Below are 24,310 nucleotides of genomic sequence, written 5' to 3' on the forward strand. Positions count from 1 at the left end.
TCCGGCGTGGGTCTGCTGGTTCGACCTGCCGACTCACACCGGGGTCCGGCGCCAGGTCCTGGCCCCGGAGGGAGTGCAGAGGGCAGCGCCCTCTGCTCGGGACACGGGGGCGAAGCCCCCCATCTTTTTCACCCGCGCACCACCTGCGCATCCTTGCCGCCGCCGATCAGCATCGCCGCGGCCGCGGGGCGCTGCGCGCCGGTCGTCGCATCGTGGCTATACACCATGTCGGCGCCACCGCCGGTCACCACTGCCACGCCGCCGCCGGCGACATTGGCATTCGGCGCGTCATACACCACCTGCGCATTCTCACCGCCGCCGACCAGCCGGGGACCGGCCGCCTGGGCGGCGGCGAAGCCGGTGACGAGCAGGGCGGAAGCGAGGATCAGGCTGCGGAACATCGTCTCTTCTCCATCGGTAGATGCGGGGCATCGCGCCCTCGCCTTGACCTGGAGAATGACGATCGCAACCCTCCTCGCCCAATATCCGCTGCGGATGAGGTTCATTCATCCGGCGCATTGCCGGGCCCGCGCTTTCGCGCCCGCCGCGCCAGCAGGTTCAGCCCCTCCACCGCGGCGGCGAAGGCCATGGCCGCATAGACGAAGCCCTTCGGCACCTCCGCGCCGAAGCCTTCCGCCACCAGCACCATGCCAATCATCACCAGGAAGGCCAGCGCCAGCATCACCACGGTCGGGTTGCGCTCCATGAAGCGGGAGAGCGCATCCATCGAGAGCAGCATGGCCAGCACGGAGATGACGATCGCGGTGGCGATGACCCAGAATTCCCGGGTCAGCGCCACCGCGGCGAGGATGCTGTCCACCGAGAAGACGAGGTCCAGCAGCAGGATCTGGAACACCGTGGGCCAGAAGGCGGCAATGGCGGCATCCGCCGCATGGCTCGCCGCCTGGCTGGCGGGATCGACGCGGTGATGGATCTCGACCGTCGCCTTGCCGATGAGGAAGAGCCCGCCGGCGATGAGGATGAGGTCCTTGCCGGAGATCTCCATCCCCAGCACCGTGAACCAGGGCTGCGTCAGGGTCAGCAGCCAGGTGGTGCCCGCCAGCATGGCGAAACGCATCAGCACGGCGAGGCCGAGCCCGACCCGCCGCGCCGGCACGCGCTGCGCTTCCGGCAAACGGTTGGACAGGATGGCGATGAAGACCAGATTGTCGATGCCCAGCACCACCTCCATGGCGATGAGGGCGGCGAGGGCGACGAGGAGTTCGCTGTCCATCGGTGAATCCTTGCGGCGAGGCACCGTAACGCTTCGCAACGCGCCGCGGTGCCGCCGGGGCTTTTACCTCACTGCGGCCGGGCCATCTGATGACCATCCCGAAATTGGGCGGAGGTAAGGTTTGGGGCCCTTGGCGCAGCTTTCGCTCGGCCTCCGTCTCGCGCGGCGCGATTTGCGCGGCGGGGTCCGGGCGCTCGGCATCGTCCTTGCCTGCCTGGCACTCGGCGTCGCGGCCATTGCGGCGGTCGGCACCTTGCGGGCCGGCATCGCCGCCGGGCTGGCCGCGGATGGCGCCCGGCTGCTGGGCGGCGATGTGGAGCTGCGCGGCGCCGCCGCGCCGGCGCCGGAGGTCGCCGGCTGGGGCGCGGCGCGCGGCGCCCAGGCCTCCACCGTCCTCACCCTGCGCAGCATGCTGGTCGCGCCCTCGGGCGAGAGGTTGCTGGTGGAGGTGAAGGCGGTGGATGCCGCCTACCCCCTCTATGGCACGCTGCTTCTGGAACCGGCCGCGAGCCTCGGCCCTGGCGATGTGGCGCTGGACCCGCTGGTGGCGGAACGCCTCGGCCTTGCGCTCGGCGATGAGGTCCGGCTGGGGGAGGCGAGGCTGCGCTACGCCGCGGTGGTGGCGGAGGAGCCGGACAAGGTCGCCACCCCTGCCATCTTCGGCCCCCGCGCCCTCCTCACCCGCGCCGCGCTGGACCGGGCCGGGCTGCTGCAGCCCGGCAGCCTGGTGCAGCATGCGCTGCGCTTCCGCCTGCCCCCCGGCGCCGATGCGTCCCGTTTCGCCACCGAACTGCGCGGCGCCTTCCCCGAAGCCTCCTGGCGGCTGCGCACCGCCGCGGCGGCGGAGCCCGGGGTGAACCGCTTCCTCGACCGCGCCGCCGCCTTCCTGACCCTTGCGGGGCTGACGGCGCTGCTGGTCGGCGGCATCGGCGTCGCCACCGGGGTGCGCGCCTGGCTGGAGGCGCGGGCGCGGAGCATCGCGACGCTGCGCTGCCTCGGCGCCTCCTCCGGCACCATTTTCCTCACCTATCTATTGCAGGTGCTGGCGCTGGCGGCGCTCGGCACCGTCCTCGGGCTGCTGGGGGGCTTCGGCCTGACCTGGGTGGCGGCGCAGGCGCTCTCCGGCACCCTGCCGGTGCCGCCGCGCCTCGCCCCCTACCCGGCGCCGCTGGCCCTGGCCGGGCTCTATGGCACGCTGACGGCGCTGGCCTTCGCCCTCTGGCCACTCGGCCGCGCCGCCCGCATCTCCGGCGCCGCGCTGTTCCGGGATGCAGTGCAGCCCGCCACCGGCCGGCCGGGCGCCTGGGTGCTGGGGCTCAACCTGCTGGCCGGCGCTGCCCTCATCGCCCTCATCATCGGCACGGCCGGGGAGCGGCTGTTTGCCGCCTGGTTCTGCGCCGCCGCGCTTGCCGCGCTGCTGCTGTTCCGCGGCGGGGCGGCGGGGCTGATGCGGCTGGCGCGGCGGCTGTCCCATCTCCGCGCCCCGGCGCTCCGCCTCGGCCTCGCCAATCTGCACCGGCCGGCGGCGCCGACACCGACGCTGGTGGTGGCGCTCGGCATCGGCCTCACCACCCTCACGGCCATCGCCCAGATCGAGGGCAATCTCCGCCGCCAACTCGCCGGGGAGATGCCCGCCCGGGCGCCGAATTTCTACTTCATCGACATCCAGCCGGACCAAGCGCCGCGCTTCGACGCGCTGGCCCGCAGCCTGCCCGGCGTGACGGAGGTGCGGCGGGTGCCGAGCCTGCGCGCCCGCATCGCCGCGGTGAAGGGCGTGCCGGCGGAACTCGTCCGCAGCACGCCGGAGACGGCCTGGGCGCTGCGCGGCGACCGCGGCCTGACCTATGCCGCGACCCCGCCCGAGGGCACGAAGCTGACCGCCGGCGCCTGGTGGCCCGCGGATTATCGCGGCCCGCCGCTGCTCTCCCTCGAGGCCGGGATCGCCGCCGGCTGGGGGGTGAAGGTCGGTGATACCGTCACCGTGAACGTCCTCGGCCGCGACATCGAAATGCGGGTGGCCAATCTGCGCGCGGTCGAATGGCGGGGCCTCGGCATGAATTTCGCCCTCATCGCCTCCCCCGGCCTGCTGGAAGCGGCGCCGCACACCCATATCGCCACCCTGCGCGGCGACCCCGCCCAGGATGCGCTGGTGCTGCGCCGGCTGACCGACGCCTTCCCCAATATCTCCGGCATCCGGGTGCGGGACGCGCTGGAGGCGGTGGCGGGGCTGCTCGGGCGGATCGGCGTGGCGCTTTCCGCGACGGGCGGGATCACTCTGCTCGCCGGCGCGTTGGTGCTGCTGGGCGCGATCGCCGCCGGGCAGCGCCAGCGGATCCGGGATGCGGTGGTGCTGAAGACCATCGGCGCCACGCGCCGCCAGATCCGCGCTGCCTGGGCGGTGGAATACGCGCTCATCGGCCTGCTGGCCGGGGTGCTGGCGGGGCTGGCCGGCAGCCTTGCCGCCTGGGGCGTGGTCCGCTTCGTCATGCGGGCGGAGTGGGTGCTGCTGCCGGGGACGCTGGCCGCCAGCATCCTGGGCTGCCTGGCGCTGACCCTGCTGGCCGGCCAGTTCGGCGGCTGGCTGGCGCTGGCGGCACGGCCGGCGCCGTTGCTGCGTAACGAATAGTCGCGTGCTGAGACGTTTCTCAACGGGACACCTTGTGTGGTACACCCAAGTTAAAGGCAGCGAGAAGTGAGATCGCTGCGCCAGGCGGAACCGCGATCCCGGTCGGATGGCCATTGAACCGGATTACGGTTTCTCCATATAACGCTCACTGGGACCGGCTCCAATCGCGGGGCCGCACCCCCAATTCGGAGGCTTGAGACACCTATGGCCCTTCAACCCGACTATCGATTCCAGACGGGTGCGCCAGGCTGGGGTCGAGTTGCGACCGCCGACGCGGCCGCCGTCGATGCCGGGCTCCGGGCATATATGCTCCGGGTCTACAACTGGATGGCATCGGGGCTGCTGCTCACCGGCATCGTGGCGCTGCTCGTCGTCACCGTCCCGGCGATCCAGGAGCTGTTCTACCAAGCCTATCGCCTGCCGAGCGGCCGCGTCGTCATGCAGCCGACGATCCTCTTCTGGGTCGCCGCGCTCTCGCCGCTGGCCTTCGTCCTGGTGCTGAGCTTCGGCTACAACCGGCTGAGCAAGGGCACGGCGCAGACGCTGTTCTGGCTGTTCGCCGCCTGCATGGGTGCGAGCCTGTCGAACCTCGCCTGGCGCTACACCGGCGCCTCGATCGCCAGCACCTTCTTCGCCACGGCCGGCATGTACGCGGCGGTCAGCCTCTACGGCTACACCACCAAGGCGGACCTGACGCGCATGGGCAGCTTCCTGATCATGGGCCTGATCGGCATCCTGATCGCGGGGCTGGTGAACATCTTCATGCAGTCCTCGGCGCTGGCCTTCGCCATCAGCGTCATCGGCGTCTTCGTCTTCCTGGGCCTGACGGCGTATGACACGCAGCGGATCAAGGCGGACTACATCGAGTACGCCTATGCCGAGGGCACGGAGCAGGCGGGCAAGCGCAGCGTGATGGATGCGCTGGCGCTGTACCTGAACTTCATCAACCTCTTCCAGTTCATGCTGCAGCTCGTCGGCGTCCGCCAGAGCGAGTAGGCCGGACCGGAACGTCGAGGCATCAGGCCCCGGGGGTTCGCCCCCGGGGCTTTTTGCTTGCGGGGACGGGACGGCAGGGCGCAGGGAGGAAGGCCATGCCGCAGGACCACGCCCAGGGCCAGGACCGCCACCGCGACCATCATGGTCACGGCCACGCCGGCCATGACCATGCCAGCCATGACCATACGGGCCGTGGCCATGCGCATCACGGCCACCACCACCACGCCGCGCCGGGGGAGGAAGGCTTCGCCCTTGGCACCGCGCTCAATCTCGGCTTCGTGCTGGTGGAGGCGGCGGCTGGCCTCGCCGCCGGCTCCATGGCCCTGCTGGCGGACGCGGCGCACAACCTCTCGGACGTGCTGGGCCTGCTGCTGGCCTGGGGCGCCGCGCGGCTGGCGCAGCGGGCCCCGGCCGGGCGCCGCACCTATGGCTTCCGCCGCGGCACCATCCTCGCCGCCCTCGGCAATGCCGTGCTGCTGCTGGTCGCGGTCGGCGCCATCGGGGCGGAGGCGGTGCGGCGGCTCTGGGACCCGGCGCCGGTCGCCGCGGGCTGGATGCTCTGGGTGGCAGCGGCCGGCATCCTGGTGAATGGCGGCAGCGCCCTGCTCTTCGCCCGCGGCCGGGAGGCGGATCTCAACCGCCGCGGCGCCTATCTGCACCTGCTGGCGGATGCCGGCGTCTCCGCCGGGGTGGTGGTGGGCGCGCTGGTCATCGGCTGGACCGGCTGGGCCTGGGTGGATCCGCTGCTTGGCCTGGCGATCGCCGGCGTCATCCTGGCCGGGACCTGGGGCCTGTTGCGGGAGTCCATGGACCTGGCGATGGATGTCGTGCCGCCAGGCATCGAGCCGGCGGCGGTGGAGGCGCTGCTGCGCGCGGCGCCCGGCGTGACCGAGGTGCATGATTTGCACATCTGGGCCCTCTCCACCACGGAGACGGCGCTGACCGCGCATCTGGTGCGGCCTGGCTGCGGGCCGGATGACGGCTTCCTGGCGGCGCTGGAGACGGCGCTGCGCCAGCGCTTCGGCATCGCCCATGCCACGCTGCAGGTGGAGACGGGCGATCCGTCCTATCCCTGCCGGCTGGCGCCGGCCGGGACGCTGTAGCAGGGCGGCGCCCTGCCCTTTGGACGCCCGGCCTGAAATCCCTTGGTTCGGCCCTCGCGTCTGAACTTGCACCGGGGACCGGTCCGGTCCCCGGTGGGGGTTCGGGGGCAGAGCCCCCGACCTTCCCCGCCTTGTTGGAGACAGCTCCAAGGGGGCAAAGCCCCCCGCCCCTCACTCCGCCGCCTTGGCCGGCAGCCGCAGGAACACCCCGTTCCGCAGCCAGGCCGGCATCGCCCCGGCCAGCCGCGCGCCGAGGTAGAGCGGCCAGGGATAGGCGATGCGCAGCCGCCCCGCCGCGATGCCGGCCAGGGTCCGCCGCGCCGCCGCCTCCGCCTCCATCAGCAGCGGCATCGGGAAGGCGTTGCGCGATGTCATCGGCGTGCGGACATAGCCGGGGCAGACGGCGTGCAGCCTTATGCCGCGCCGCCGCTCCGTCGCGTCCAGCGCCTCCGCCCAGCGCTGCACCGCCGCCTTGCTGGCGCAATAGGCCGGCGCCCCTGGCGCGGCGACGAAGGCAGCCAGCGAGGCGATGACCGCCACCCGCCCCCGCACCCCATCCGGCCCCGGCGCCTGCCCGGCCATGGCGGCGATGGCCGGCAGGGCGGTGTTCAGCACCCCGGTCACGTTGGTCTCGAACACCGCGCGGGTGACGGCGACCGGCTCCGTCGCCCCGCCGGTGCCGGCGGAAACCCCGGCATTGGCGATGACGAGGTCGAGCCGCCCCGCCCCGCCGATCCAGCCCGCCATCGCCGCCGCATCCCGCACATCCAGCACCGCTGGATGCACCAGGGCGCCGCGCGCCGCGGCCGCCGCCGCCACCGCCTCCAGCCGCGCCCCGTCCCGGCCGGAGAGATGCAGCGTGACCCCCGGCCCGGCGCATTCCAGCGCCAGTGCCCGGCCGAGGCCCGAGGAGGCGCCGGTGATCAGCACATGCGGCCAGGCCATCGCTTGCATCCTCCCCCCGCGCGCGGGACAAGCCCGGCATGGGCACCCTTATGAGCATGACCGGCTTCGCGCGCGAGAGCGGCCACCTCCCCGACGGCACTGCCTATGTCTGGGAGCTGCGCAGCGTGAACGGCCGCGGCCTCGATTTCCGCCTCCGCCTGCCGAACGGCCAGGACGCGCTGGAGCCGGCGCTGCGCGAGGCGACGGCGAAGCGGATGAAGCGCGGCAATGTCTCCGCCACCCTGACCCTGAAGCGGGAGGAGCGGCCGCGCCTCGCCCCCGATCCCCAGGCGCTGGAGCAGGCGCTGGTGCTGGCGCTGGAGCTCGTCGCCCGCATCCCCGGCGCCGCGCCGCCACGGGCCGAGGCGCTGCTCGGCCTGCCCGGCGTGCTGCGGCCGGAGAGCACGGAGCCCGACGAGGCGCAGCAGGAGGCCGCCCGCGCGGCCTTAACCAAGGCCTACGACAAGGCGCTCTCCGGGCTGGTGCAGGCGCGGCAGGGGGAGGGCGCCAGGCTGCTCGCCATCCTCACCGGCCTTCTGAAGGAAATCGCCGCGCTGCGCGAGGCGGCGGCGGCCGAGGCGGCCGGCCAGCCCGAGGCGCAGCGGGCCCGGCTGCTGGACCAGCTCGCCGCCCTGCTGGGCGAGGGCGGCCGCGCCCGCATCCCGGAGGAGCGGCTGGCCCAGGAGGTCGCACTGCTCGCCCAGAAATCCGATGTGCGGGAGGAACTGGACCGGCTGGCCGCGCATATCGAGGCAGCGCGGGCGCTGCTGGCGGCCGGCGAGGGCGCGGGGCGGAAGCTCGATTTCCTGACCCAGGAATTCGTGCGGGAGGCCAATACCCTCTGCTCCAAATCCGCCTCCGTCCCGCTGACCCGCATCGGCCTCGACCTCAAGGCGGCGATCGAGCGGCTGAAGGAGCAGGCGGCGAATGTCGAATGACCCTTCCCGGCCGGGGAGCCTGAGCCGGGCGGCGCATCCCCGCCGCCGCGGCGTCTGCCTGGTGCTGGCGGCGGCGCCGGGCGGCGGCAAGACCAGCATCTCCCGCGCCCTGCTGGCGGAGGAGAAGGAGCTGGCGCTCTCCATCAGCGCCACCACCCGCGCGCCACGGCCGGGCGAGCGCGAGGGGGTCCACTACTTCTTCCGCACGCCGGAGCAATTCGCCGCGGGCGTCGCGGCCGGGGAGTTCCTGGAGCACGCGACCTTCCTCGGCCGCTCCTACGGCACGCCGCGGGCGCCGGTGGACGCGGCGCTGGCGGCGGGGCGGGACGTGCTGTTCGACATCGAATGGCAGGGCCACCGGCTGCTGAAGGCGGCGATGCCGGAGGATGTGGTGGGCGTCTTCCTGCTGCCACCGAGCCTCGCCGAGCTGGAGCGCCGGCTGCGTGGCCGCGGCCAGGACGACGACGCGGAAATCACCCGGCGCCTGGCGGTGGCGCGGGAAGAGATGCGCCACTGGGACGAGTTCGAGCATGTGCTGGTGAATGACGACTTCGCCACGACGGTCGCGGCGGTGCGCGCCATCCTGCACGCGGCGCGGACGCGGCGCAGCCGGCAGCCCTGGATGGGAGAGTTCGTGGCGGGGTTGGTGCAGGGTTGAGGGAGGCTCCGCCCTCCCTCAAGCTCCCTCCCGCCAAAGGCCGAAGGGTCTTTGGAAACCTTGAGTTCAGACCCGACGGTTGACCCTGCAAACTCATGGGTTCAAAGGGCCTTTCGGCCCTTTGCGGGGTGAGCTCGAGAGGGGCAGCGCCCCTCTCGATCACTTCTTCGGTGGATCTGCCTGCGCATTTGCCGGATCCTCTGGCCAGTTATGCTTCGGGTAGCGCCCGCGCATATCCTTCCGCGCATCCAGCCAGCCGCCTTTCCAGAACCCCGCCAGGTCGCCGGTGACAGCAATGGGTCGCCCGGCCGGGGAGAGCAGCGCCACCTGCAGCGGCACCCGTCCCTCCGCCAGCCTCGGCAGGGCGGCCATGCCGTAGAGGTGCTGCGCCCGCGCCTCCAAGGTCGGCACCTCCCGCGCATAGTCGATGGCGGCGCTGCGGCTGGCGGGCAGGGGCAGGCGGGCAGGCAGGGCGGCGTCCAGCCGCTGGCGCTGCGGCCAGTCCAGCGCGCTCAGCAGCAGGTCCGGCAGGTTGAGCGTGGAAAGTTCCGCCAGCCGCGACCTGCCGTGCAGATGCGGCGCCAGCCACTCCTGCACCCCGGCGATCAGCGCGGCGTCGGAGAGATCGGGCCAGTCCTCGCCCTCGGTCTGTCGCATCCAGCCGATCCGTGCCTGCACCTGCCTGGCGGTGTCGCCCCAGGGCAGGTCGCGCAACCCGCGCTCCGCCACCGCCGCTGCCAGAGCCGCCGCGATCGCCGCCGGGTCGGCCTGGGGCAGGGGCTGCTCCTCCAGCACCAGCGGGCCGAAGCGGAGGCGCCTGCGCGCCTGCACGGCGCCGGAGCGGGCGTCGAAGGCGGCCGCCTCCTCCCGCACGAAGCGCTCGGGGAAGCGGGCCTCCAGCACCGTGCGGTCGAGCGGCGCCGCCATGCGGATGCGCGCCTCGGTCCCCTGCAATTCCAGGTCCGCCACCGCCAGCAGCGGGGATTTCGAGAGCGGGTCGGTCGCCGGCAGCCGTGCCCCCTGGCCGGAGGCGAGGCGGAAGGCGCCGGCCATGACGCCGCGCATGGCGGCGATCCGGTCCGGGAAGCCGGCGGCCAGCAGCGCGCCAGGGTCGCCCTCCGGGTAGGTGTTGCCATGTACCCCCAGCCGCCGGCGATGCAGCGCGGCGGCACGGCGGATGCGGTGCACGGTTGCGCGATCCGCCGCGGCGTGGTCGGCGCCATGCAGCAGGTCGAGGCGCATCCCGATATCGCTGGGCGCTTCGCGACCCCTGATCGGGTCCCGCTCCTCCAGCAGCGCGGCGAGGTCGGCGGCCAGCGCCTTCTCCCCCTCTCCCTCCGCCGCCGCCAGCATCCGGGCGAGGCGAGGATGCGTGCCGAGCCGCGCCATGCGCCGCCCCATCGCTGTCACCCTTCCCTCGGCATCCAGCGCGTCCAGATCCCGCAGCAGCGCTCGCGCCGAGGCCATGGCGCCGCCCGGCGGCGGGTCCAGCCAAGCGAGGCCGCCGGGCTCCGCCCCCCAGGCGGCGAGGTCGAGCGCCAGGCCGGACAGCTCGCTTTCCAGGATCTCCGGCCGGTCGGCCGGCGCCAGGCCGCGATGCAGCGCCTCCGACCAAAGACGAATGGCGACGCCCGGGGCGGTGCGGCCGGCGCGGCCGGCGCGCTGCTCGGCGGCGGCCTTGCTGATCCGCACCGTGACGAGGCGGGAGAGGCCGGTCGCGGGGTCCAGCCGCGGCGCCCGGCGGAAGCCGCCATCCACCACGATGCGCACACCGGGCACGGTCAGCGAGGTCTCGGCGATGGAGGTGGCCAGCACCACCTTCCGCCGGTCGGAGGGCGAGAGGGCGCGGTCCTGCTCGGCCGGCGGCAGCTCTCCATGCAAGGGGAGCACCTCCGCCTCGATGCCCGACAGGCGCTCCGCGGTGCGGCGGATCTCCCCCCAGCCGGGCAGGAAGGCCAGCACATCGCCCGGATGCTCCCGCAGCGCGGCGCGGATGGTGCCGGCCATCGCTTCCGGCAGGTCCCGTGGGTCGGCGAGGTCGCGCGGGCGATGCGTGACCGTCACCGGGAAGGCACGCCCGAGGCTTTCGATGGTGGGTGCGCCGCCCAGCAGCCCGGCGAAGGCCGCGCCGTCCAGCGTGGCGGACATCGCCAGCAGCCGCAGCTCCGGCCGCAGCGCCGATTGCAGGTCGAGGCAGAGGGCCAGCGCCAGGTCGGTGTCGAGGTTGCGCTCATGCGCTTCGTCGAACAGCACGGCGGCGACGCCCTCGAGCCCTGGATCGGATTGCAGCCGCCGCACCAGCAGCCCTTCCGTCACCACCTCCACCCGGGTGGCGGCGGAGCCGGCGCGGTCCAGTCGCGTGGCGAGGCCGATGGTCCGGCCGGGCGCGCCTTCGCCCAGCAGCTCCGCCATGCGGCGGGCGGCGGCGCGGGCGGCGACGCGGCGGGGTTCGAGGACGAGGAGCTTCCGCCCCTCTGCCCAGGGCTCCGCCATCAGCGCCAGCGGCACCAGCGTGGTCTTGCCCGCGCCCGGCGGGGCGATGAGCACGGCGTTGGGGCCGGCGCGCAGGGCTTCGGTCAGCGCCGGCAGCGCCTCGGTGACGGGGAGGGTGGGGAGCATCGGGGAAGGGTGAGTGGCGCGCCGGGGCGGCGCCGGCAAGCCCCTGGACGCTGTGCGGCCCGGCAGCGGGGGACGCCGCGCCCCGGCCCGGGGCATCTGCGCACCAGGGGGATCGCCTGGCGCCGCGGCAAATGCGGCGAAGATGATGCCGGGGCGGCTTCGGGCTGCATGGCCGGCGAGACGCCGACCCGCCTGGCTCGGGAACGGTGCCCGGCCCGCCGCGGAAGGCCACGGGCTGCCCTGCGATCTTTCCGCTGGCGGGGCGGATGGCCGCCCCGCTATCCGTCCCCTTGCGCAACCCCCGCTTGCGGAGCCTTCACCGCAAGCGGGGCGCGCCTCAGCGGGTCAGCGCGCCGAGCGCCGCGCCACCGGCGCCGCCGATGAGCGCGCCGGTCAGCGGCGAGCCGCCGGTGACGGCGCCGACCGCCGCGCCGCCCGCGGCGCCGATCGCGCCGCCGGAGAGCGCCCGCTGCTGCGTGCGATTCATGCCGGAGCAGGCGGCAAGGCTCAGCGCAAGGGCGGCAATAACGGAACAGCGCAGCAGATGGGTCATGAAATTCCCCAATAGGTTGTTAAACGCTCCTCATATGCATCCTCAGATCGGAAAGCGCCAGCGACGACCGCGCGACCAGCTGCGGAATGGTTTCGCGGCCTGGACTTCCCTGGCTCAGTTTGGGAAGGGAGAGGAATGAGCGAACCGCCCTGCATCGCCGGCCTCGCCGGCAAACGTGCCATCGTCACCGGCCATCGTGGCGGCATCGGCGCCGCCATCGCCGCCACCCTGGAAGCCTCCGGCGCGCGGGTCGCCGGGCTGGACCTGCCGGAGGTGGATTTCGAGAAGCTGGAGAGCGTAGGCCCGGCCGCGGAGGCGGCGGTGGCCGCGCTCGGCGGGCTCGACATCGTGGTGAACAATGCCGGCGCCACCATCCTCGGCAGCCTGGTGGATACGCCGATCGCCGAGGCGGAGCGGATCTTCCGGGTGAATGTCCTGGCGCCCTTCGCGCTGCTGCAGGCGGCGATCCCGCACATGGTGGCGGCCGGGGGCGGGGCGGTGGTGAACATCGCCTCCGACCAGGCGCTGATCGGCAAGCGCGTCTCCGCGGCCTACGGGGCCAGCAAGGCGGCGATCGCGCAGCTCACCCGCAGCGCGGCGCTGGACTGGGCGTCTGCCCGCATCCGCTTCAACTGCATCGCCCCCGGCAGCACGGACACGCCGATGCTGCGGCGGGTGATCGGCGAGCTGGCGGCGCGCTACCCGGAGCGCTACGCGGCAGGCAGCGCCGCCGCCTATGCGGCGGCCGTGCCGCTCGGCCGCTTCGCCGATCCCTTCGAGATCGCGGCGGTGGTGGCCTTCCTCGCCTCCGACCATGCGAGCTTCGTCACCGGCGTGGTGATGCCGGTGGATGGCGGGACGACGGCCGAATGAGCCTGCCCGGGAACCGCGGCGCCGGCGGACCGGATCGGCCGCTGGCGGTCGTCACCGGCGGCACGGGCGGCATCGGCCGGGCCTGCGCGGCGCGGCTGGCGGCATTGGGCTACCGCGTGGTGGCCGGCGCAAGGCGGGCGGCGGCGCTGCCGGAGGGGGTGGAGTTCGCCCCGCTGGACGTGGCGGATGCCGCCTCCGTCCGCGCCTTCTTCGCCGCGCTGCCGGAGGTGCGGGTGCTGGTCGCCGCGGCCGGCAGCGCCGGCGGCGACCCGCCGGAGGACCCGGACGAGGCGCATTGGCACGGCATCCTCTCCACCAACCTCGATGGCGCCTGGCGCTGCTGCCTGGCGGCGGCGGCGCGCATGCCTTCGGACGGGACGGGGCGGATCGTCACCCTGGCCTCGGTGCTCGGGCTGCGGGCGGTGCCGGACCAGGTGGCCTATGTCGCGGCGAAGCACGGGGTGGTGGGGCTGACCAAGGCTCTTGCCCTGAAGCTGGCGCCGCGGCGCATCACGGTGAATGCGCTCTGCCCTGGCTGGGTGCCGACGGCGATGGCGGAGGCGCGCTGGCAGGAACTCGGCATGGACGAAGCGGCGGCGGCGCAGGACACGCCGACCGGGCGCGTCACCACGGCGGAGGAGGTGGCGGAGGCGGTGGCCTGGCTGGTCTCTCCGGGCGCCGGGAACGTGACGGGGCAGACGATCGGGCTGGATGGTGGGGCGGGACTCTAGAGCATGCTGCGTTCGCTAGCGCTCACGCAGCATGCTCTAGGCCGTTGTTTTGCGAGCATCTTCACGCGTTCAGATGATTCCATCTGAACGCGATCTGCTCTAGCTTGCAGCCGCCCGCCGCACCTCCTCCCGGATCTCGCCCATCAGCCGGGCCTTCAGCGCACCGAATTCGGGCGTGGTCTTCACCGTCCATTCCCGCGGATAGGGAAGGTCCACTTTCACTTCTGCCTTGATGCGGCCGGGACGGGCGGACATCACCACCACGCGGTTCGCCAGGAAGATCGCCTCGTCGATGTCGTGGGTGACGAATAGCACCGTCTTGCGATCCGCCTGCCAGATTTCCAGCAGCAGCTCCTGCATCAGCTCCCGCGTCTGGTGGTCGAGCGCGCCGAAGGGCTCGTCCAGCAGCAGGATCTCCGGGTCGTTGGCCAAAGCGCGGGCCAGCGCCGTGCGCTGCTGCATGCCACCGGAGAGCTGGCGCGGCCAGTGATTCTCGAAGCCCCGGAGGCCGGTGCGGGCGAGGAAGCGGGCCAGGATCTCCTGCTGCTCGGCCGGCTTCACGCCGCGCTCCACCAGCCCGTAGCGGATATTGTCGGCGACGCTTAGCCAGGGGAAGAGCGTGTAGCTCTGGAACACCATGCCGCGGTCGGGGCCGGGCCCGGTCACCTCGCGCGGGCCAAGATGCACCGTGCCGGCGGTCGGTCGGTCGAGCCCGGCGACGATGCGCAGCAGCGTCGATTTGCCGCAGCCAGAGGGGCCGAGGATGGCGACGAACTCGCCGGGCGCGACGGTGAGGTCGGTGGGTTGCAGCGCCAGCGTCGGCCCCGCCCTGCCCTGGCCGGGGAAGCTGCGGGTAACGCCCCGGATGCGCAGCGGCTCCTGGCTCATGGATGTCGTCCGCCCTGCGGCAGGCCGCTTCCGGACAGCGCCGCACGCCTCACAGCGCCGCCCATGGGAACAGCTTCCGGTTCGCCGCCTTGAACAGCAGGTCGGTCACCAGCCCGATCACCCCGATGGTGACGATGCCAAAGATCATCTGCCCGGTATCCAGCAGGCGCTGGCTGTCCATGATCATGTGGCCGATGCCGCTGCTCGCCCCCACCAGCTCGGCGACGATCACATAGGTCCAGGCCCAGCCGAGCACGAGGCGCAGCGCCTCCGCCACCTGCGGCGCCGCCGCCGGGATGACGACGCGCCGCAGGATGGAGAGCGGGCGGGAGCCGAGCGTATAGGCCGCCTCCACCAGGTCCCGCCGCGTGCCGCCGGCGATCACCGCCACCATGATGACGAGCTGGAACACGCTGCCGATGACGATGACCGCCAGCTTCTGCGCCTCCCCCACCCCGGCCCAGAGGATGAGCAGCGGGATGAAGGCGGAGGCAGGCAGGTAGCGGGCGAAGGAGAGGAAGGGCTCGAAGAACGCCTCCACCGGCTTGAAGGCGCCCATCAGCAGGCCGAGCGGCACGGCGACGAGGGCGGCCAGCAGGAAGCCGCCCACCACCCGCCACACCGTCACGCCGATATCGAAGGCGAAGCCGTATTCCGCCAGCAGCGCCCAGCCGGAGGCGAGCGTCCGCCCCGGCGAGGCGAGGAACAGCGCCGGCACCACCCCGCCATAGGAGACGGCGGCCCAGAGCCCGAGGAAGGCGGCGAAGAAGGCGGTGCCGAGGAGGATGCGCGCCCCCGCCCCCACCGGCTGCAAGGGCCGCATCATTCAGCCGAGGAAGCGGCCGTCATAGAGTTTCGAGAGATCGACATCCTGGCGCACCACGCCGGTCTCCCGCTGTACCGCATGCGCCTTCCGCATGAATTCCGGCAGGCCGGCGGCCGCGTACTCCCGGTTCGTCGCCAGGTCCAGCCACTCGATGAAGCTGGCGCTCTTCTTGAATTCCTCGGCGCTCTGGCGGGTGCGGGCGCCCATGATCTCGTGGCTGCGGTCGGGCTCCCGCTTGATCATCTCCACCGCGTCGAACCAGGATTTCGTCACCCGCTTCACGGCGTCCGGATTGGCCTGGAGGAAGGCCGGCTGGAAGGCCAGGGTATCGACGATGCAGGGGTGATCGAGCGTCGTCGCCAGGATCTTCCCCTTGTCCTCGCCCATGGCGCGGACCTGGGAGAGGTAGGGCTCGTAGGTGGCGCAGGCGTCGAACTGCCCGGCGACGAAGGCCTGCGCGGCGGGCTGCGGCGCCAGGGTGGCGGTCTGCACCTCCTTCACCGAAAGCCCGTTCTCGCGCAGCATATAGGCCAGCATGAAGTAGGGGCTGGTGCCCGGGCCATCCACCGCCACGGTCTTGCCCTTGAGGTCGGCGAAGCTGCGGATGCTCGGCCGCACCCCGACGCCGTCCCCGCCATGGGAGCGGTCCAGCACCAGCACCTGCACCAGCGGGATGGTGCTGGCCCAGAGGATCATGGTGTCCACCGTCGTCACCACGCAGTTCAGCGCGCCGGAGGCGAGCGCCAGGTTGCGCTCCCGCTGCGGGACGAAGCGGGTCTCGACCTCGACCCCGTTCGCCTTGAACAGCCCCGCCTGCTCCGCCAGGGTCAGCGGGGCGAAGCCGGTCCAGCCGGACATGCCGATGGTAATCTTGGGCAGGCCCTGCGCCCGCAGCAGCGTGGGGGCGGCGAGGGGCAGCGCGGTGGCGCCGGCGACGAGGCTGCGGCGGAGCATGGGCGGTCGGTGTCTCCCGGGCTGGGCGGCGGCGTCGGCACGCCGCCTGCGCCATCCTAGCAAGGATCGCGCCGAATTGCCCGGGGCGCAGCCCTGGTCGGCGACTGCGCAGGAAGGTAGCAGGCCGGCGCCGCCCGCCGGCCTCGGGTCAGATCTCGGGGTCCAGCGTCGCCGTGCTGCCGAAGACGCGGCTGTCCGGCATGTCATCCGTCCGCCGGTCCGGGTCGACCGCCCGGGGGGCGGCCTCGCAGGCCGCCTTGATGCTGCCCAGCACCCGTTCCAGCGCCAGGCGCATGCCATGGTCCACATTGCTCGCCTCCCGCTCCAGCCGCGCCGCCGCGGCGGGGGACGGGGTGGTGTGCAGGGAGACGGCCACGACCGTGCCCTGCGGCGCCTCCTCCACGGTCAGGCTGCCGCCGTATTCGGCATGGGTGTCGCTGCCCCAGTCCAGCCGCCGCGCCTTGGGGGCGACGCGCAGCCAGCCCGTGTCGCGGTAGCGGTGGCCTTCCATCTCCCCTTCCACCGCCACGGCCAGCCGGTCCCCGCGCAGCCCATGCGGCTCCACATGGGTCACGGTCGGCAGGTAGCGTGGCAGGTGGCGCGGGTCGGCCAGGAAGGCGAAGACTTCCCCGGCCGGGTGCTCGATCTCGATCCGCCCCGTATATTCGGCCATGGCACATCCTCCGGCTTGCAGCCGGGCGAACGCGGCGCGCCGGGGCGGCGTTCCTGCGGCGGGCAATATCCCCGCATGGCGATGCCGCCGGAGACCGGGCCGGATGCGCCGGCCCCGCCCCTGATGGCCGGGCGGCGAGGCGGTGGCCCCGGCCCCGCAACCGCGGCGCGTCCCGCCGGCCGACAGGCAAGATCCGGCGCCGACGCGGCCCTGCTGGCAAGGGATTAACCCTCTTCGCGCTCTCCCGGCCCCGGCCCCCGGTACCTTCAAAGGGAATCGGGCCATGTTCGGTGCGAGGACGGACCTCGAATCATTGCAGAGGCAACTCGCGGAGCTGCGCGACCGGGTGGAGGACATGGCCCGCGGGGTCACCGCCAGCTGCCACGAGAACCTCTTCTGGCTGCGCAGGATCCACAACAGCAGCGCCACCTATCCTGGCGAGCATGTGGCGATGACCTTCCTCGCCAATGGCTGCCGCGCCTATGTCGATACGCGGCCCCGCGACATCAGCGTACACCTGCTGCATGGCGTTGTGCGGCATGCAGGGCGTGCTGGACCGCTCCCCGCAGCTTCGGCTGCTGATCGAATGGGGCACGGCGCAGGATGGCAGCGCGGCCCCGCGCGGCGGGACGGCGGCGATGTTCGCCGGGCGTGGCTACTTGGCCTTCACCGTCGCGCCGGATGGTGGGCTGCGCCCCATCACCTGGGATGCCGCCCTGGCGCTGCGGGAGCTGACGAATCTGGTGCTGCTGAAGGCCAATGACCCGCTGCTCGTGTAACCGGGCGTAACGCCGGGTTTCTTGCAGTAAGACCGGCTGGTCCCGTGCGGCGGATCGTGGTGTAGCTCACGCTTTCCAGGAAAGGGACGCCCTGTCGCATGATCGCCCATATCAACGCCAACCGCACGCTTTGGATCGTCGTCGCCGCGGTGGCGTCGGTGGTTTTCGCCTGGCTGCGCTCGAGCTTCGGGATGGGCTACCATTATGGCGACCTGATGGCGCTGGCCATGATGGCGCTTGGGATGCTGGTCATCCTGAAGAGCCAGGAGGGCTTCGTGCCGCAGGAGATGCCGGAGGAATGATCCCCGGCCCCGGGGCGCCGCGCCGCGGGCCCCGGGTGGCGTGACCCGAGGCGGTTGCACGCCGGCCGAGACAGGCTGAAACCGTCCCGGCATCACCGCCGGGCGGGACCGCTTGGCGCTGAACGCCCCAGCCTGCGCGCCGCAAGCTGTGATTGAGCCGGGCTGCCGGCGGCATGCCGGCCGGGCGCGCGGTCAGGCCCGGCGGCGCCCGCCGCCGCGCCGCTTCTCCGGCGTGTAGCCGCCGCCCCCGGGGCCGAGCGGCTTCGGCCGCCATTCCTGCTTCTGGCGAGACGGCGATTTGCCCGCCGCCTCCTTCGCCCCGCGCGGCGCCGCTTCCTGCAGGCTGCGTCCCGCGAGGTTGGGCTCCAGGCCGAGATCGAGGGCTTCCAGCCGCTTGATCTCGTCCCGCAGCCGCGCCGCCTCCTCGAATTCGAGGTCGGCCGCGGCGGCGCGCATGCGCTTCTCCAGCTCCGCGATGGACGCGCGCAGATCCTTGCCGACGAATTGCGCGGCGGCATCGCCCTCCACCGCCTCCACCGTCACGTAATCCTGCTCGTAGACCGACTGCATGACATCGGCGATCTGCCGCTTGATGGTCTGCGGCGTGATGCCGTGCTCGGCATTCCAGGCCATCTGCTTGGCGCGGCGGCGCTCCGTCTCCTCCAGCGCGCGGCGCAGGCTGTCCGTCATCCGGTCCGCGTACAGCACCACGCGGCCCTCGGCGTTGCGCGCGGCGCGGCCGATGGTCTGGATGAGGGAGGTGGTGCTGCGCAGGAAGCCTTCCTTGTCGGCATCGAGGATGGCGACGAGGGTGCATTCCGGGATGTCGAGGCCCTCCCGCAGCAGGTTGATGCCCACCAGCACGTCGAAGGCGCCGCGGCGGAGGTCGCGGATGATCTCGATCCGCTCCAGCGTGTCCACGTCCGAGTGCAGGTAGCGGACCTTGATGCCCGCCTCCGTCATGTACTCGGTCAAATCCTCCGCCATGCGCTTGGTGAGCGTCGTCACCAGCACGCGGCCGCCCTTCTTGATCTGGTCGCGGCATTCGGCCAGCAGATCGTCCACCTGGCCTTCCACCGGGCGGATATCGGTGACGGGATCGACAAGGCCGGTCGGGCGGATCACCTGCTCGGCGAAGGCGCCGCCGGTCCGCTCCATCTCCCATGGCCCGGGCGTGGCGCTGACGAAGATGGTCTCCGGCCGGTAGGCGTCCCACTCCTCGAATTTCAGGGGGCGGTTGTCCTTGCAGGAGGGCAGGCGGAAGCCGAATTCGTCAAGGATGCTCTTCCGCGCGAAGTCGCCGCGATACATGCCGCCGAGCTGGCCGACCGTGACATGGCTCTCATCCACGATGAGCAGCGCGTTCTCCGGCAGGTACTCGAACAGCGTCGGCGGCGGCTCCCCGGGATTCCGCCCGGTGAGGTAGCGGGAGTAGTTCTCGATCCCCTTGCAGGAGCCGGTGGTCTCCAGCATCTCGATGTCGAATTGCGTGCGCTGCTGCAGGCGCTGCGCCTCCAGCAGCCTGCCCTGCGCCTCCAGCTCCGCCAGCCGCTCCTTCAGCTCCGCCTTGATGGAGATGATGGCCTGGTTCATCGTCGGGCGCGGGGTGACGTAGTGGCTGTTGGCGTAGATCGCCACGCGCTCCATCTCTGCCGTCACCTCGCCGGTCAGCGGGTCGAATTCCCGGATGCCGTCCACCTCGTCGCCGAACAGGCTGATGCGCCAGGCGCGGTCTTCCAGGTGGGAGGGCCAGATATCCACCGTCTCGCCGCGGATGCGGAATGTGCCGCGGGCGAAGAAGGAGTCGTTGCGGCGGTATTGCTGCTCGACCAGCCCCTTCACCAGCGTGTCGCGCTCGATCCGCCCGCCGCGCTCCAGCTTCACCACCATGCGGGAATAGGTCTCGACCGAGCCGATACCGTAGATGCAGCTCACCGAGGCGACGATGACGACGTCGTTCCGCTCCAGCAGCGCCTGGGTCGCCGAGTGGCGCATCCGGTCGATCTGCTCGTTGATCTGCGCGTCTTTTTCTATGTAGGTGTCGGTGCGCGGGACATAGGCTTCCGGCTGGTAGTAGTCGTAGTAGGAGACGAAGTACTCCACCGCATTCTCGGGGAAGAAGCTCTTCATCTCTCCGTATAGCTGCGCCGCCAGCGTCTTGTTCGGCGCGAGGATCAGGGTCGGGCGCTGCACCGCCTCGATCACCTTCGCCATGGTGAAGGTCTTGCCGGAGCCGGTGACGCCGAGCAGCACCTGGTCGCGCTCCCCCGCCTGCAGGCCGGAGACGAGCTCGCGGATCGCGGTCGGCTGGTCGCCATTCGGCTCGAAGGGCGAGACGACCTTGAGGCGGCGCTCCGGCGGCGGGGCCGGGCGCTTCTGGGGGAAGAAGAGGACGGGGGCGAGGTGGTTCATCGCATCGCCTAGATGGGGCCGCCATGCTGCCATGGGAAGCCATGCAGCGCAGCCCTTTCGGGGCCGGGCGGCCTTTCCTCAGGCCAGCGCCAGCAGCCCGGCCCGAAGCGCATCCGCGCCCAGCCCGGCCAGCGCCGCCTCCACCGCCGCATGGGTCTCCCGCCAGATCGGCAGGGCGGCGGCAAGGCGTGCCTGGCCCGCCTCGGTCAGCCGCAGCAGTCGGCTGCGACGGTCGGTCGGATCGCCCTCGCTGGCCACCAGCCCGTCGCGCTCCAGCGGCTTCAGCGCCGCGGTCAGGGTGGTGCGGTCCATCGCCAGCAGCCTGCACAGCGGGGCCATGCGCGCCGGCTCCGGCCGGTTCAGCGCCATCAGCAGGGAGAATTGCCCGTTGGTCAGGCCGGCGGGCCGCAGCGCCTCGTCGAAGCGGCGGGCCAGCGCCCGCGCGGCGCGCTGCACATGCAGGCAGAGGCAAGTGTCACGCACCTCGATGGTTGTGGCGAAGGGCACCGGTCTTGACATGGGATAAATATGTTGATATCAACTATTTTGTCAAGGCCAGACCCGCTGCCACGGCATGCGCCGCGGCCCCGGCGAAAGGCCGGCACCACCGGGAGAAGAACGGCATGAGCGGAACGCGGATGGGCTATGTGGACGGCTTCGTCCTCGCGGTGCCTGCGGCGAACAGGGAGGAATTCCGCCGGCACGCCGCCGCGGCGGCACCGATCTTCAAGGAATTCGGCGCCACCCGAATCGTCGAATGCTGGGGCGATGACGTGCCGGACGGCAAGCTCACGGATTTCCGCGGCGCGGTGAAGGCGGAGCCGGGCGAGGTGGTGGTCTTCTCCTGGATCGAGTACCCCTCGAAGGAGGTCCGCGACGCCGTCATGCAGCGGATGATGGCCGACCCGCGCATGAAGGAGATGGGCGAGATGCCCTTCGACGGGAAGCGCATGATCTTCGGTGGCTTCCTGCCGATCGTCGAAGCCTGAGGCCGTCCCATGCCGAACCCCCATGGCGTCTTCATCTGGTATGAGCTGCTGACCAGCGACCCGCAGGCCGCCGCCTCCTTCTACGGCGCGGTGCTGGGCTGGAAGGCCAAGGTGCCGGAGATTCCCGGCGTGCCAGAGACCGGCTACCGCCTGTTCTCCACCGGAGAGACGGAGGTGGCAGGGCTGATGGCCCTGCCCCCCGGCGCGGCGGAACAGGGCATGGGCCCTGGCTGGCTCGGCTATGTCGGCGTCGAGGACGTGGATGCGGCGGCGGCCGCCATCCTCGCCGCCGGCGGCGCGCAGCACATGCCGCCCACGGATATCCCGGGCGTCGGCCGCTTCGCCTTCCTGGCCGATCCGCAGGGCGTGCCCTTCTACGTCATGCGCGGCGCCTCGCCGCAGGCGAGCACCGCCTTCGACCGGACCCGCCCCGGCCATTGCCACTGGAACGAGCTGACCGCGCCGGACCCCGTGGCAGCACTGGCCTTCTACGGGAAACAATTCGGCTGGGAGAGGCAGGGCGCCATGCCCATGGGCTCGCTCGGCGAGTACCAGTTCATTGCGCTGCAGGGGAAGGTGCTGGGCGCGATCATGCCGAAGCTGCCGGACTCGCCGCGCGCCGCCTGGAATTTCTATTTCGGCGTCGCCGATATCGACGCGGCGGCGAAGGCGGTGACCGGCGCCGGCGGCACCATCCATCACGGTCCCGAAGAGGTGCCGGGCGAGCTCTTCATCATCGTCGGCAGCGACCCGCAGGGGGCGGCGTTCGGCCTTGTAGGGCCGCGGCGCGCCTGACGCCGGGCCGGTTCACCCCGCGGCCCTGAACTTCACACTGGGGACCGGTCCGGTCCCCGGTGGGGGGTGGCGGCATTGCCAGCGGGCAAGGCTCCCGAACCCGGGGCAGCCTTCACCGCGCCGGGCTCCTCCTCCACGCCGCACAGGGCGAGGAAGGCCCGGGCCTTGCCCTCCCAGCCCGCCCGCTGCGCCACCTCCAGCGCCTGCAGCCGGATCCGCTCGTAGAGCGCCCGGTCGTCGTGCAGCCGGGCCATCGCGCCGGCGATGTCCGCCACCGCATGGCCGTTCACCACCAAGCCGTTCACCTCGTCCTTCACCGCATCGGTGCTGCCGCCGTCGCGCCCGGCCACCACCGGCAGGCCGCAGCCATTGGCCTCCAGGAACACCAGCCCGAAGCCCTCGGTGTCGCCATTCGCCAGGCGGCGGTTGGGCATCACGAAGACATCGCCCAGCCGGTAATGCGCCACCAGCTCCTCCTCGCTCACCTCGCCGGCGAAGACCACCTTGTCCGCCACGCCCATCTCCGCCGCCAGCGCCCGCAGCTCCTCGGCCTGAGCGCCGGTGCCGACCACCAGGTAGCGGCAATCCGGCCGGGTGCGGACCACCTCGGCGAAGGCGCGGATGCTGTGGTCGATGCCCTTCTTCTCCACCAGCCGGCAGACCGAGACGAAGACGAAGCAGCCTTCCAGCCCGTAGAAACCCATCAGCGCCGGCTGCCGGGGGCCGGGGGTGAAGCGGCCGGTATCGACCCCGTTCTCGATCAGGCAGAGCCGGCTCCGCGCCGCGCTGCCGAGGAGCTGCTCCACCGCCGCCAGGGTGAAGCGGCTGACCACGACGATGGCGTCGCACCGCGCCAGGGTGCGCCGGCCGGTCCGCTGGACGGCATCGGCCTCCGGCGAGGTGGTGATCTCCTCGCCATGCACATAGGCGACGAGGCGCAGCCCCGGCAGCCAGCGGAACAGCGCCACCACCCAGCTGCTGGCGAGCAGCTCGCCGATGCAGAGGGTGCGGCTGCCGCGAGCGACATGGCCGAGGATCGCCGTCGCCACGCGCAGCCGCAGCATGGCGTCCCGGGCGAGGAAGCCCAGCCGGCGGAGCCCGCGCGGCGGCTGCTCCGCGAGGGTGGTCCGCAGCAGCGCCAGCCGCTGCACCGGGTAGGGCGCCAGCCGGTCATGCTCCCGCCAGCCGATGATCGGCAGCCCGTCCACGTAGTTGAGCCGGGAGGCCAGCACGCCGATGCGGCCCCCGGCATGCCGCGCCAGCGCCGCATAGACCGAGGCCGAGCCGCCGCGGATGGGCGGGAAGTTGTTGGCGATCAGCAGCACCGGCGGCTGTGGCCGGGCTGGCCGCGCCTGGCCCGACGCGGCTGCGGGACCCTCGCCTGTCATCGCGCCGGTCATGCCGCGGGCGGCCCGAGCAGGGCGGGGATGTCCGCGATCCGGGCGAAGCGGAGGCCCGGCTCCGCCGCCAGATGCGCCAGTATGGCGGAGAGCCGGTCGTAGAAATGGTGCAGCTCCGCCCGGCTGCGGACATAGGGGCTGCGCCCGACCATGAGCGAGGAGCTGTGGAAGCTGAGCACCAGCACCGGCACGCCGCGCCGCCGCAGCCCCTTCACCAGCCGCATCATGGCGCCAAGGTCGTTGCCCTCCGGCGAGAGGGTGATGCGCTCCGCGAAGCGCGTCTGGGCGACGACGGAGGCGATGCGCAGCGGCAGCCGGCCGGGCTTGGCCAGGGCCGGGTGCAGCGCCCCGGCCAGTCGCCCGCCCCAGCCGACGATGCTGCGGCAGAGCGGCAATTCCAGCAGCGGGCGGTCACCGCCGAACCAGAAGGGGCGGTAGTCGAACTCGCTGTAGTCCGGCCCGCCATCCGGCGAGAAATCCGTGCGCGGCGCCAGGCTGGTGTCGATCCGGAAGCCGAGCTCCTCCAGCAGCGCGGTGGTGTGGCGCGAGAGCCCGTAGCGTCCGGCGCGGTAGATCTCCGGCGCGCAGCCGAATCCGTCGCGGAAGGCCGCCGACAGGACGCCGAGCTTCTTCGCCTCCAGCGCCGGATCCAGATTGCCGGAATAGGAGAGCGCCGCCGCGGTGCCGCCCTCGAAGGGCGGGGTGACCCAGGGGTGGAGCTGCACGCCGACATCGCATTCGCCGCGCGCCAGGTAGCGGCGGAGGATCGCCACCGCTTCCGCATCCTGCAGCACCGGATAGGTCAGCAGGTAGGTCGGGCGGATACCGTAGGCGCCCGCGATGACCTGCAGGTCCCGGATGCGGTGCATGCAATCGGTGGTGAAGGAGGTGCCCTGAACCGGTGCCGCCCAGTCGAAATCCTCCTCGGCATCGACGGCAAGGCCGCACAGCACCGTCCCGGGCAGGGGCTGGGCTGGCCTGACATTCCGGAAGAACGCCCCGGCCGGGCCTGCCGA

General features: G+C 72.2%; 24 protein-coding genes. 11 read left to right on the forward strand and 13 right to left on the reverse strand.

The window, feature by feature from the left end; genetic code table 11:
• Positions 1 to 128: 128 nt before the first annotated feature.
• Together NJ376_RS04205 and NJ376_RS04210 are read right to left on the reverse strand one after the other, a co-directional pair.
• Positions 129 to 401, reverse strand: coding sequence for a hypothetical protein (locus NJ376_RS04205; RefSeq protein WP_252951977.1), 273 nt, complete (start codon positions 399 to 401; stop codon positions 129 to 131).
• Between the two features lie 101 nt (positions 402 to 502).
• A complete protein-coding gene (locus NJ376_RS04210) occupies positions 503 to 1,234 on the reverse strand; it encodes a TerC family protein (RefSeq protein WP_252951978.1) in 732 nt (243 codons plus the stop codon).
• 130 nt (positions 1,235 to 1,364) lie between these two features.
• Here NJ376_RS04210 and NJ376_RS04215 point away from each other — a divergent pair, with 130 nt between their 5' ends.
• From NJ376_RS04215 to NJ376_RS04225, 3 genes are all read left to right on the forward strand, one after another.
• Entirely contained in the window at positions 1,365 to 3,860 is a 2,496-nt protein-coding gene (locus NJ376_RS04215; RefSeq protein ID WP_252951979.1) for an ABC transporter permease, read from the forward strand.
• Positions 3,861 to 4,064: 204 nt separating this feature from the next.
• Positions 4,065 to 4,856 (forward strand): Bax inhibitor-1/YccA family protein, encoded by a 792-nt coding sequence (locus tag NJ376_RS04220; RefSeq protein ID WP_252951980.1) that lies wholly within the window; start codon positions 4,065 to 4,067, stop codon positions 4,854 to 4,856.
• A gap of 95 nt (positions 4,857 to 4,951) precedes the next feature.
• Positions 4,952 to 5,959 carry a cation diffusion facilitator family transporter gene (locus tag NJ376_RS04225; protein WP_252951981.1) on the forward strand — a complete coding sequence of 336 codons (1,008 nt, stop codon included), beginning with the start codon at positions 4,952 to 4,954 and terminating at the stop codon, positions 5,957 to 5,959.
• Between the two features lie 171 nt (positions 5,960 to 6,130).
• On the opposite strand, the gene NJ376_RS04230 is transcribed toward NJ376_RS04225, so the two are convergent.
• Positions 6,131 to 6,904: an SDR family NAD(P)-dependent oxidoreductase gene (locus NJ376_RS04230; RefSeq protein ID WP_370287853.1), complete on the reverse strand. Its 774-nt coding sequence runs from the start codon at positions 6,902 to 6,904 to the stop codon at positions 6,131 to 6,133.
• A gap of 38 nt (positions 6,905 to 6,942) precedes the next feature.
• On the opposite strand from NJ376_RS04230, the gene NJ376_RS04235 reads away from it, so the two are divergent.
• On the forward strand, positions 6,943 to 7,842 hold the full coding sequence (locus NJ376_RS04235; RefSeq protein ID WP_252951983.1) for a YicC/YloC family endoribonuclease: 900 nt from the start codon (positions 6,943 to 6,945) through the stop codon (positions 7,840 to 7,842).
• Positions 7,832 to 8,500: a guanylate kinase gene (gene gmk, locus NJ376_RS04240; RefSeq protein ID WP_252951984.1), complete on the forward strand. Its 669-nt coding sequence runs from the start codon at positions 7,832 to 7,834 to the stop codon at positions 8,498 to 8,500. Before NJ376_RS04235 ends, gmk begins: the two co-directional genes overlap by 11 nt.
• Positions 8,501 to 8,659: 159 nt before the next feature.
• Here the strand turns inward: gmk and hrpB are convergent, their stop codons facing one another.
• A complete protein-coding gene (gene hrpB / locus NJ376_RS04245) occupies positions 8,660 to 11,119 on the reverse strand; it encodes an ATP-dependent helicase HrpB (protein ID WP_252951985.1) in 2,460 nt (819 codons plus the stop codon).
• A 337-nt stretch (positions 11,120 to 11,456) separates the two neighbouring features.
• Positions 11,457 to 11,672, reverse strand: a complete 216-nt coding sequence (locus NJ376_RS04250; protein ID WP_252951986.1) for a YMGG-like glycine zipper-containing protein — start codon at positions 11,670 to 11,672, stop codon at positions 11,457 to 11,459.
• 135 nt (positions 11,673 to 11,807) lie between these two features.
• On the opposite strand from NJ376_RS04250, the gene NJ376_RS04255 reads away from it, so the two are divergent.
• Both NJ376_RS04255 and NJ376_RS04260 read left to right on the forward strand, forming a co-directional pair.
• The gene (locus NJ376_RS04255) at positions 11,808 to 12,545 is read left to right on the forward strand and encodes an SDR family NAD(P)-dependent oxidoreductase (RefSeq protein ID WP_252951987.1); all 738 of its coding nucleotides are present in this window, start codon (positions 11,808 to 11,810) and stop codon (positions 12,543 to 12,545) included.
• The gene (locus tag NJ376_RS04260; protein WP_252951988.1) at positions 12,542 to 13,276 is read left to right on the forward strand and encodes an SDR family NAD(P)-dependent oxidoreductase; all 735 of its coding nucleotides are present in this window, start codon (positions 12,542 to 12,544) and stop codon (positions 13,274 to 13,276) included. The genes NJ376_RS04255 and NJ376_RS04260 overlap by 4 nt, the downstream gene beginning before the upstream one ends.
• A 99-nt stretch (positions 13,277 to 13,375) precedes the next feature.
• On the opposite strand, the gene NJ376_RS04265 is transcribed toward NJ376_RS04260, so the two are convergent.
• The 4 genes from NJ376_RS04265 to NJ376_RS04280 all read right to left on the reverse strand — a co-directional run bounded on the left by NJ376_RS04265 (position 13,376) and on the right by NJ376_RS04280 (position 16,617).
• Entirely contained in the window at positions 13,376 to 14,164 is a 789-nt protein-coding gene (locus NJ376_RS04265) for an ABC transporter ATP-binding protein (RefSeq protein ID WP_252951989.1), read from the reverse strand.
• A 49-nt stretch (positions 14,165 to 14,213) separates the two neighbouring features.
• A complete protein-coding gene (locus tag NJ376_RS04270; RefSeq protein ID WP_252951990.1) occupies positions 14,214 to 14,987 on the reverse strand; it encodes an ABC transporter permease in 774 nt (257 codons plus the stop codon).
• Between the two features lie 3 nt (positions 14,988 to 14,990).
• Positions 14,991 to 15,944 (reverse strand): ABC transporter substrate-binding protein, encoded by a 954-nt coding sequence (locus tag NJ376_RS04275; RefSeq protein WP_252951991.1) that lies wholly within the window; start codon positions 15,942 to 15,944, stop codon positions 14,991 to 14,993.
• A 148-nt stretch (positions 15,945 to 16,092) separates the two neighbouring features.
• Entirely contained in the window at positions 16,093 to 16,617 is a 525-nt protein-coding gene (locus NJ376_RS04280) for an SRPBCC family protein (protein ID WP_252951992.1), read from the reverse strand.
• Between the two features lie 548 nt (positions 16,618 to 17,165).
• On the opposite strand from NJ376_RS04280, the gene NJ376_RS04285 reads away from it, so the two are divergent.
• Both NJ376_RS04285 and NJ376_RS04290 read left to right on the forward strand, forming a co-directional pair.
• On the forward strand, positions 17,166 to 17,396 hold the full coding sequence (locus NJ376_RS04285; protein ID WP_252951993.1) for a hypothetical protein: 231 nt from the start codon (positions 17,166 to 17,168) through the stop codon (positions 17,394 to 17,396).
• A gap of 98 nt (positions 17,397 to 17,494) precedes the next feature.
• A complete protein-coding gene (locus NJ376_RS04290; protein ID WP_252951994.1) occupies positions 17,495 to 17,698 on the forward strand; it encodes a hypothetical protein in 204 nt (67 codons plus the stop codon).
• Positions 17,699 to 17,890: 192 nt separating this feature from the next.
• Here NJ376_RS04290 and uvrB read toward each other — a convergent pair whose 3' ends face one another.
• Both uvrB and NJ376_RS04300 read right to left on the reverse strand, forming a co-directional pair.
• Entirely contained in the window at positions 17,891 to 20,110 is a 2,220-nt protein-coding gene (gene uvrB, locus NJ376_RS04295) for an excinuclease ABC subunit UvrB (RefSeq protein WP_252951995.1), read from the reverse strand.
• Positions 20,111 to 20,188: 78 nt separating this feature from the next.
• Positions 20,189 to 20,629 carry a MarR family winged helix-turn-helix transcriptional regulator gene (locus NJ376_RS04300; RefSeq protein WP_252951996.1) on the reverse strand — a complete coding sequence of 147 codons (441 nt, stop codon included), beginning with the start codon at positions 20,627 to 20,629 and terminating at the stop codon, positions 20,189 to 20,191.
• 104 nt (positions 20,630 to 20,733) lie between these two features.
• On the opposite strand from NJ376_RS04300, the gene NJ376_RS04305 reads away from it, so the two are divergent.
• Both NJ376_RS04305 and NJ376_RS04310 read left to right on the forward strand, forming a co-directional pair.
• Positions 20,734 to 21,099, forward strand: a complete 366-nt coding sequence (locus NJ376_RS04305) for a DUF1428 domain-containing protein (protein ID WP_252951997.1) — start codon at positions 20,734 to 20,736, stop codon at positions 21,097 to 21,099.
• 9 nt (positions 21,100 to 21,108) lie between these two features.
• On the forward strand, positions 21,109 to 21,894 hold the full coding sequence (locus NJ376_RS04310; protein ID WP_252951998.1) for a VOC family protein: 786 nt from the start codon (positions 21,109 to 21,111) through the stop codon (positions 21,892 to 21,894).
• A 32-nt stretch (positions 21,895 to 21,926) separates the two neighbouring features.
• Here NJ376_RS04310 and NJ376_RS04315 read toward each other — a convergent pair whose 3' ends face one another.
• Both NJ376_RS04315 and NJ376_RS04320 read right to left on the reverse strand, forming a co-directional pair.
• A complete protein-coding gene (locus NJ376_RS04315; RefSeq protein ID WP_252951999.1) occupies positions 21,927 to 23,219 on the reverse strand; it encodes a glycosyltransferase family 4 protein in 1,293 nt (430 codons plus the stop codon).
• 71 nt (positions 23,220 to 23,290) lie between these two features.
• Positions 23,291 to 24,247, reverse strand: coding sequence for a polysaccharide deacetylase family protein (locus NJ376_RS04320; RefSeq protein ID WP_252952000.1), 957 nt, complete (start codon positions 24,245 to 24,247; stop codon positions 23,291 to 23,293).
• Between the last annotated feature and the right edge of the window lie 63 nt (positions 24,248 to 24,310).

This window comes from Siccirubricoccus soli, from assembly GCF_024178315.1.
Lineage (GTDB): Bacteria > Pseudomonadota > Alphaproteobacteria > Acetobacterales > Acetobacteraceae > Siccirubricoccus > Siccirubricoccus soli.

Coding starts and splice junctions, on each gene's coding strand:
- NJ376_RS04205 (WP_252951977.1), bottom strand. CDS start 401: ATGTTCCGCAGCCTGATCCTCGCTTCCGCCCTGCTCGTCACCGGCTTC.
- NJ376_RS04210 (WP_252951978.1), bottom strand. CDS start 1,234: ATGGACAGCGAACTCCTCGTCGCCCTCGCCGCCCTCATCGCCATGGAG.
- NJ376_RS04220 (WP_252951980.1), top strand. CDS start 4,065: ATGGCCCTTCAACCCGACTATCGATTCCAGACGGGTGCGCCAGGCTGG.
- NJ376_RS04225 (WP_252951981.1), top strand. CDS start 4,952: ATGCCGCAGGACCACGCCCAGGGCCAGGACCGCCACCGCGACCATCAT.
- NJ376_RS04230 (WP_370287853.1), bottom strand. CDS start 6,904: ATGGCCTGGCCGCATGTGCTGATCACCGGCGCCTCCTCGGGCCTCGGC.
- NJ376_RS04235 (WP_252951983.1), top strand. CDS start 6,943: ATGGGCACCCTTATGAGCATGACCGGCTTCGCGCGCGAGAGCGGCCAC.
- gmk (WP_252951984.1), top strand. CDS start 7,832: ATGTCGAATGACCCTTCCCGGCCGGGGAGCCTGAGCCGGGCGGCGCAT.
- hrpB (WP_252951985.1), bottom strand. CDS start 11,119: ATGCTCCCCACCCTCCCCGTCACCGAGGCGCTGCCGGCGCTGACCGAA.
- NJ376_RS04250 (WP_252951986.1), bottom strand. CDS start 11,672: ATGACCCATCTGCTGCGCTGTTCCGTTATTGCCGCCCTTGCGCTGAGC.
- NJ376_RS04255 (WP_252951987.1), top strand. CDS start 11,808: ATGAGCGAACCGCCCTGCATCGCCGGCCTCGCCGGCAAACGTGCCATC.
- NJ376_RS04260 (WP_252951988.1), top strand. CDS start 12,542: ATGAGCCTGCCCGGGAACCGCGGCGCCGGCGGACCGGATCGGCCGCTG.
- NJ376_RS04265 (WP_252951989.1), bottom strand. CDS start 14,164: ATGAGCCAGGAGCCGCTGCGCATCCGGGGCGTTACCCGCAGCTTCCCC.
- NJ376_RS04270 (WP_252951990.1), bottom strand. CDS start 14,987: ATGCGGCCCTTGCAGCCGGTGGGGGCGGGGGCGCGCATCCTCCTCGGC.
- NJ376_RS04275 (WP_252951991.1), bottom strand. CDS start 15,944: ATGCTCCGCCGCAGCCTCGTCGCCGGCGCCACCGCGCTGCCCCTCGCC.
- NJ376_RS04280 (WP_252951992.1), bottom strand. CDS start 16,617: ATGGCCGAATATACGGGGCGGATCGAGATCGAGCACCCGGCCGGGGAA.
- NJ376_RS04290 (WP_252951994.1), top strand. CDS start 17,495: ATGATCGCCCATATCAACGCCAACCGCACGCTTTGGATCGTCGTCGCC.
- uvrB (WP_252951995.1), bottom strand. CDS start 20,110: ATGAACCACCTCGCCCCCGTCCTCTTCTTCCCCCAGAAGCGCCCGGCC.
- NJ376_RS04300 (WP_252951996.1), bottom strand. CDS start 20,629: ATGTCAAGACCGGTGCCCTTCGCCACAACCATCGAGGTGCGTGACACT.
- NJ376_RS04305 (WP_252951997.1), top strand. CDS start 20,734: ATGAGCGGAACGCGGATGGGCTATGTGGACGGCTTCGTCCTCGCGGTG.
- NJ376_RS04310 (WP_252951998.1), top strand. CDS start 21,109: ATGCCGAACCCCCATGGCGTCTTCATCTGGTATGAGCTGCTGACCAGC.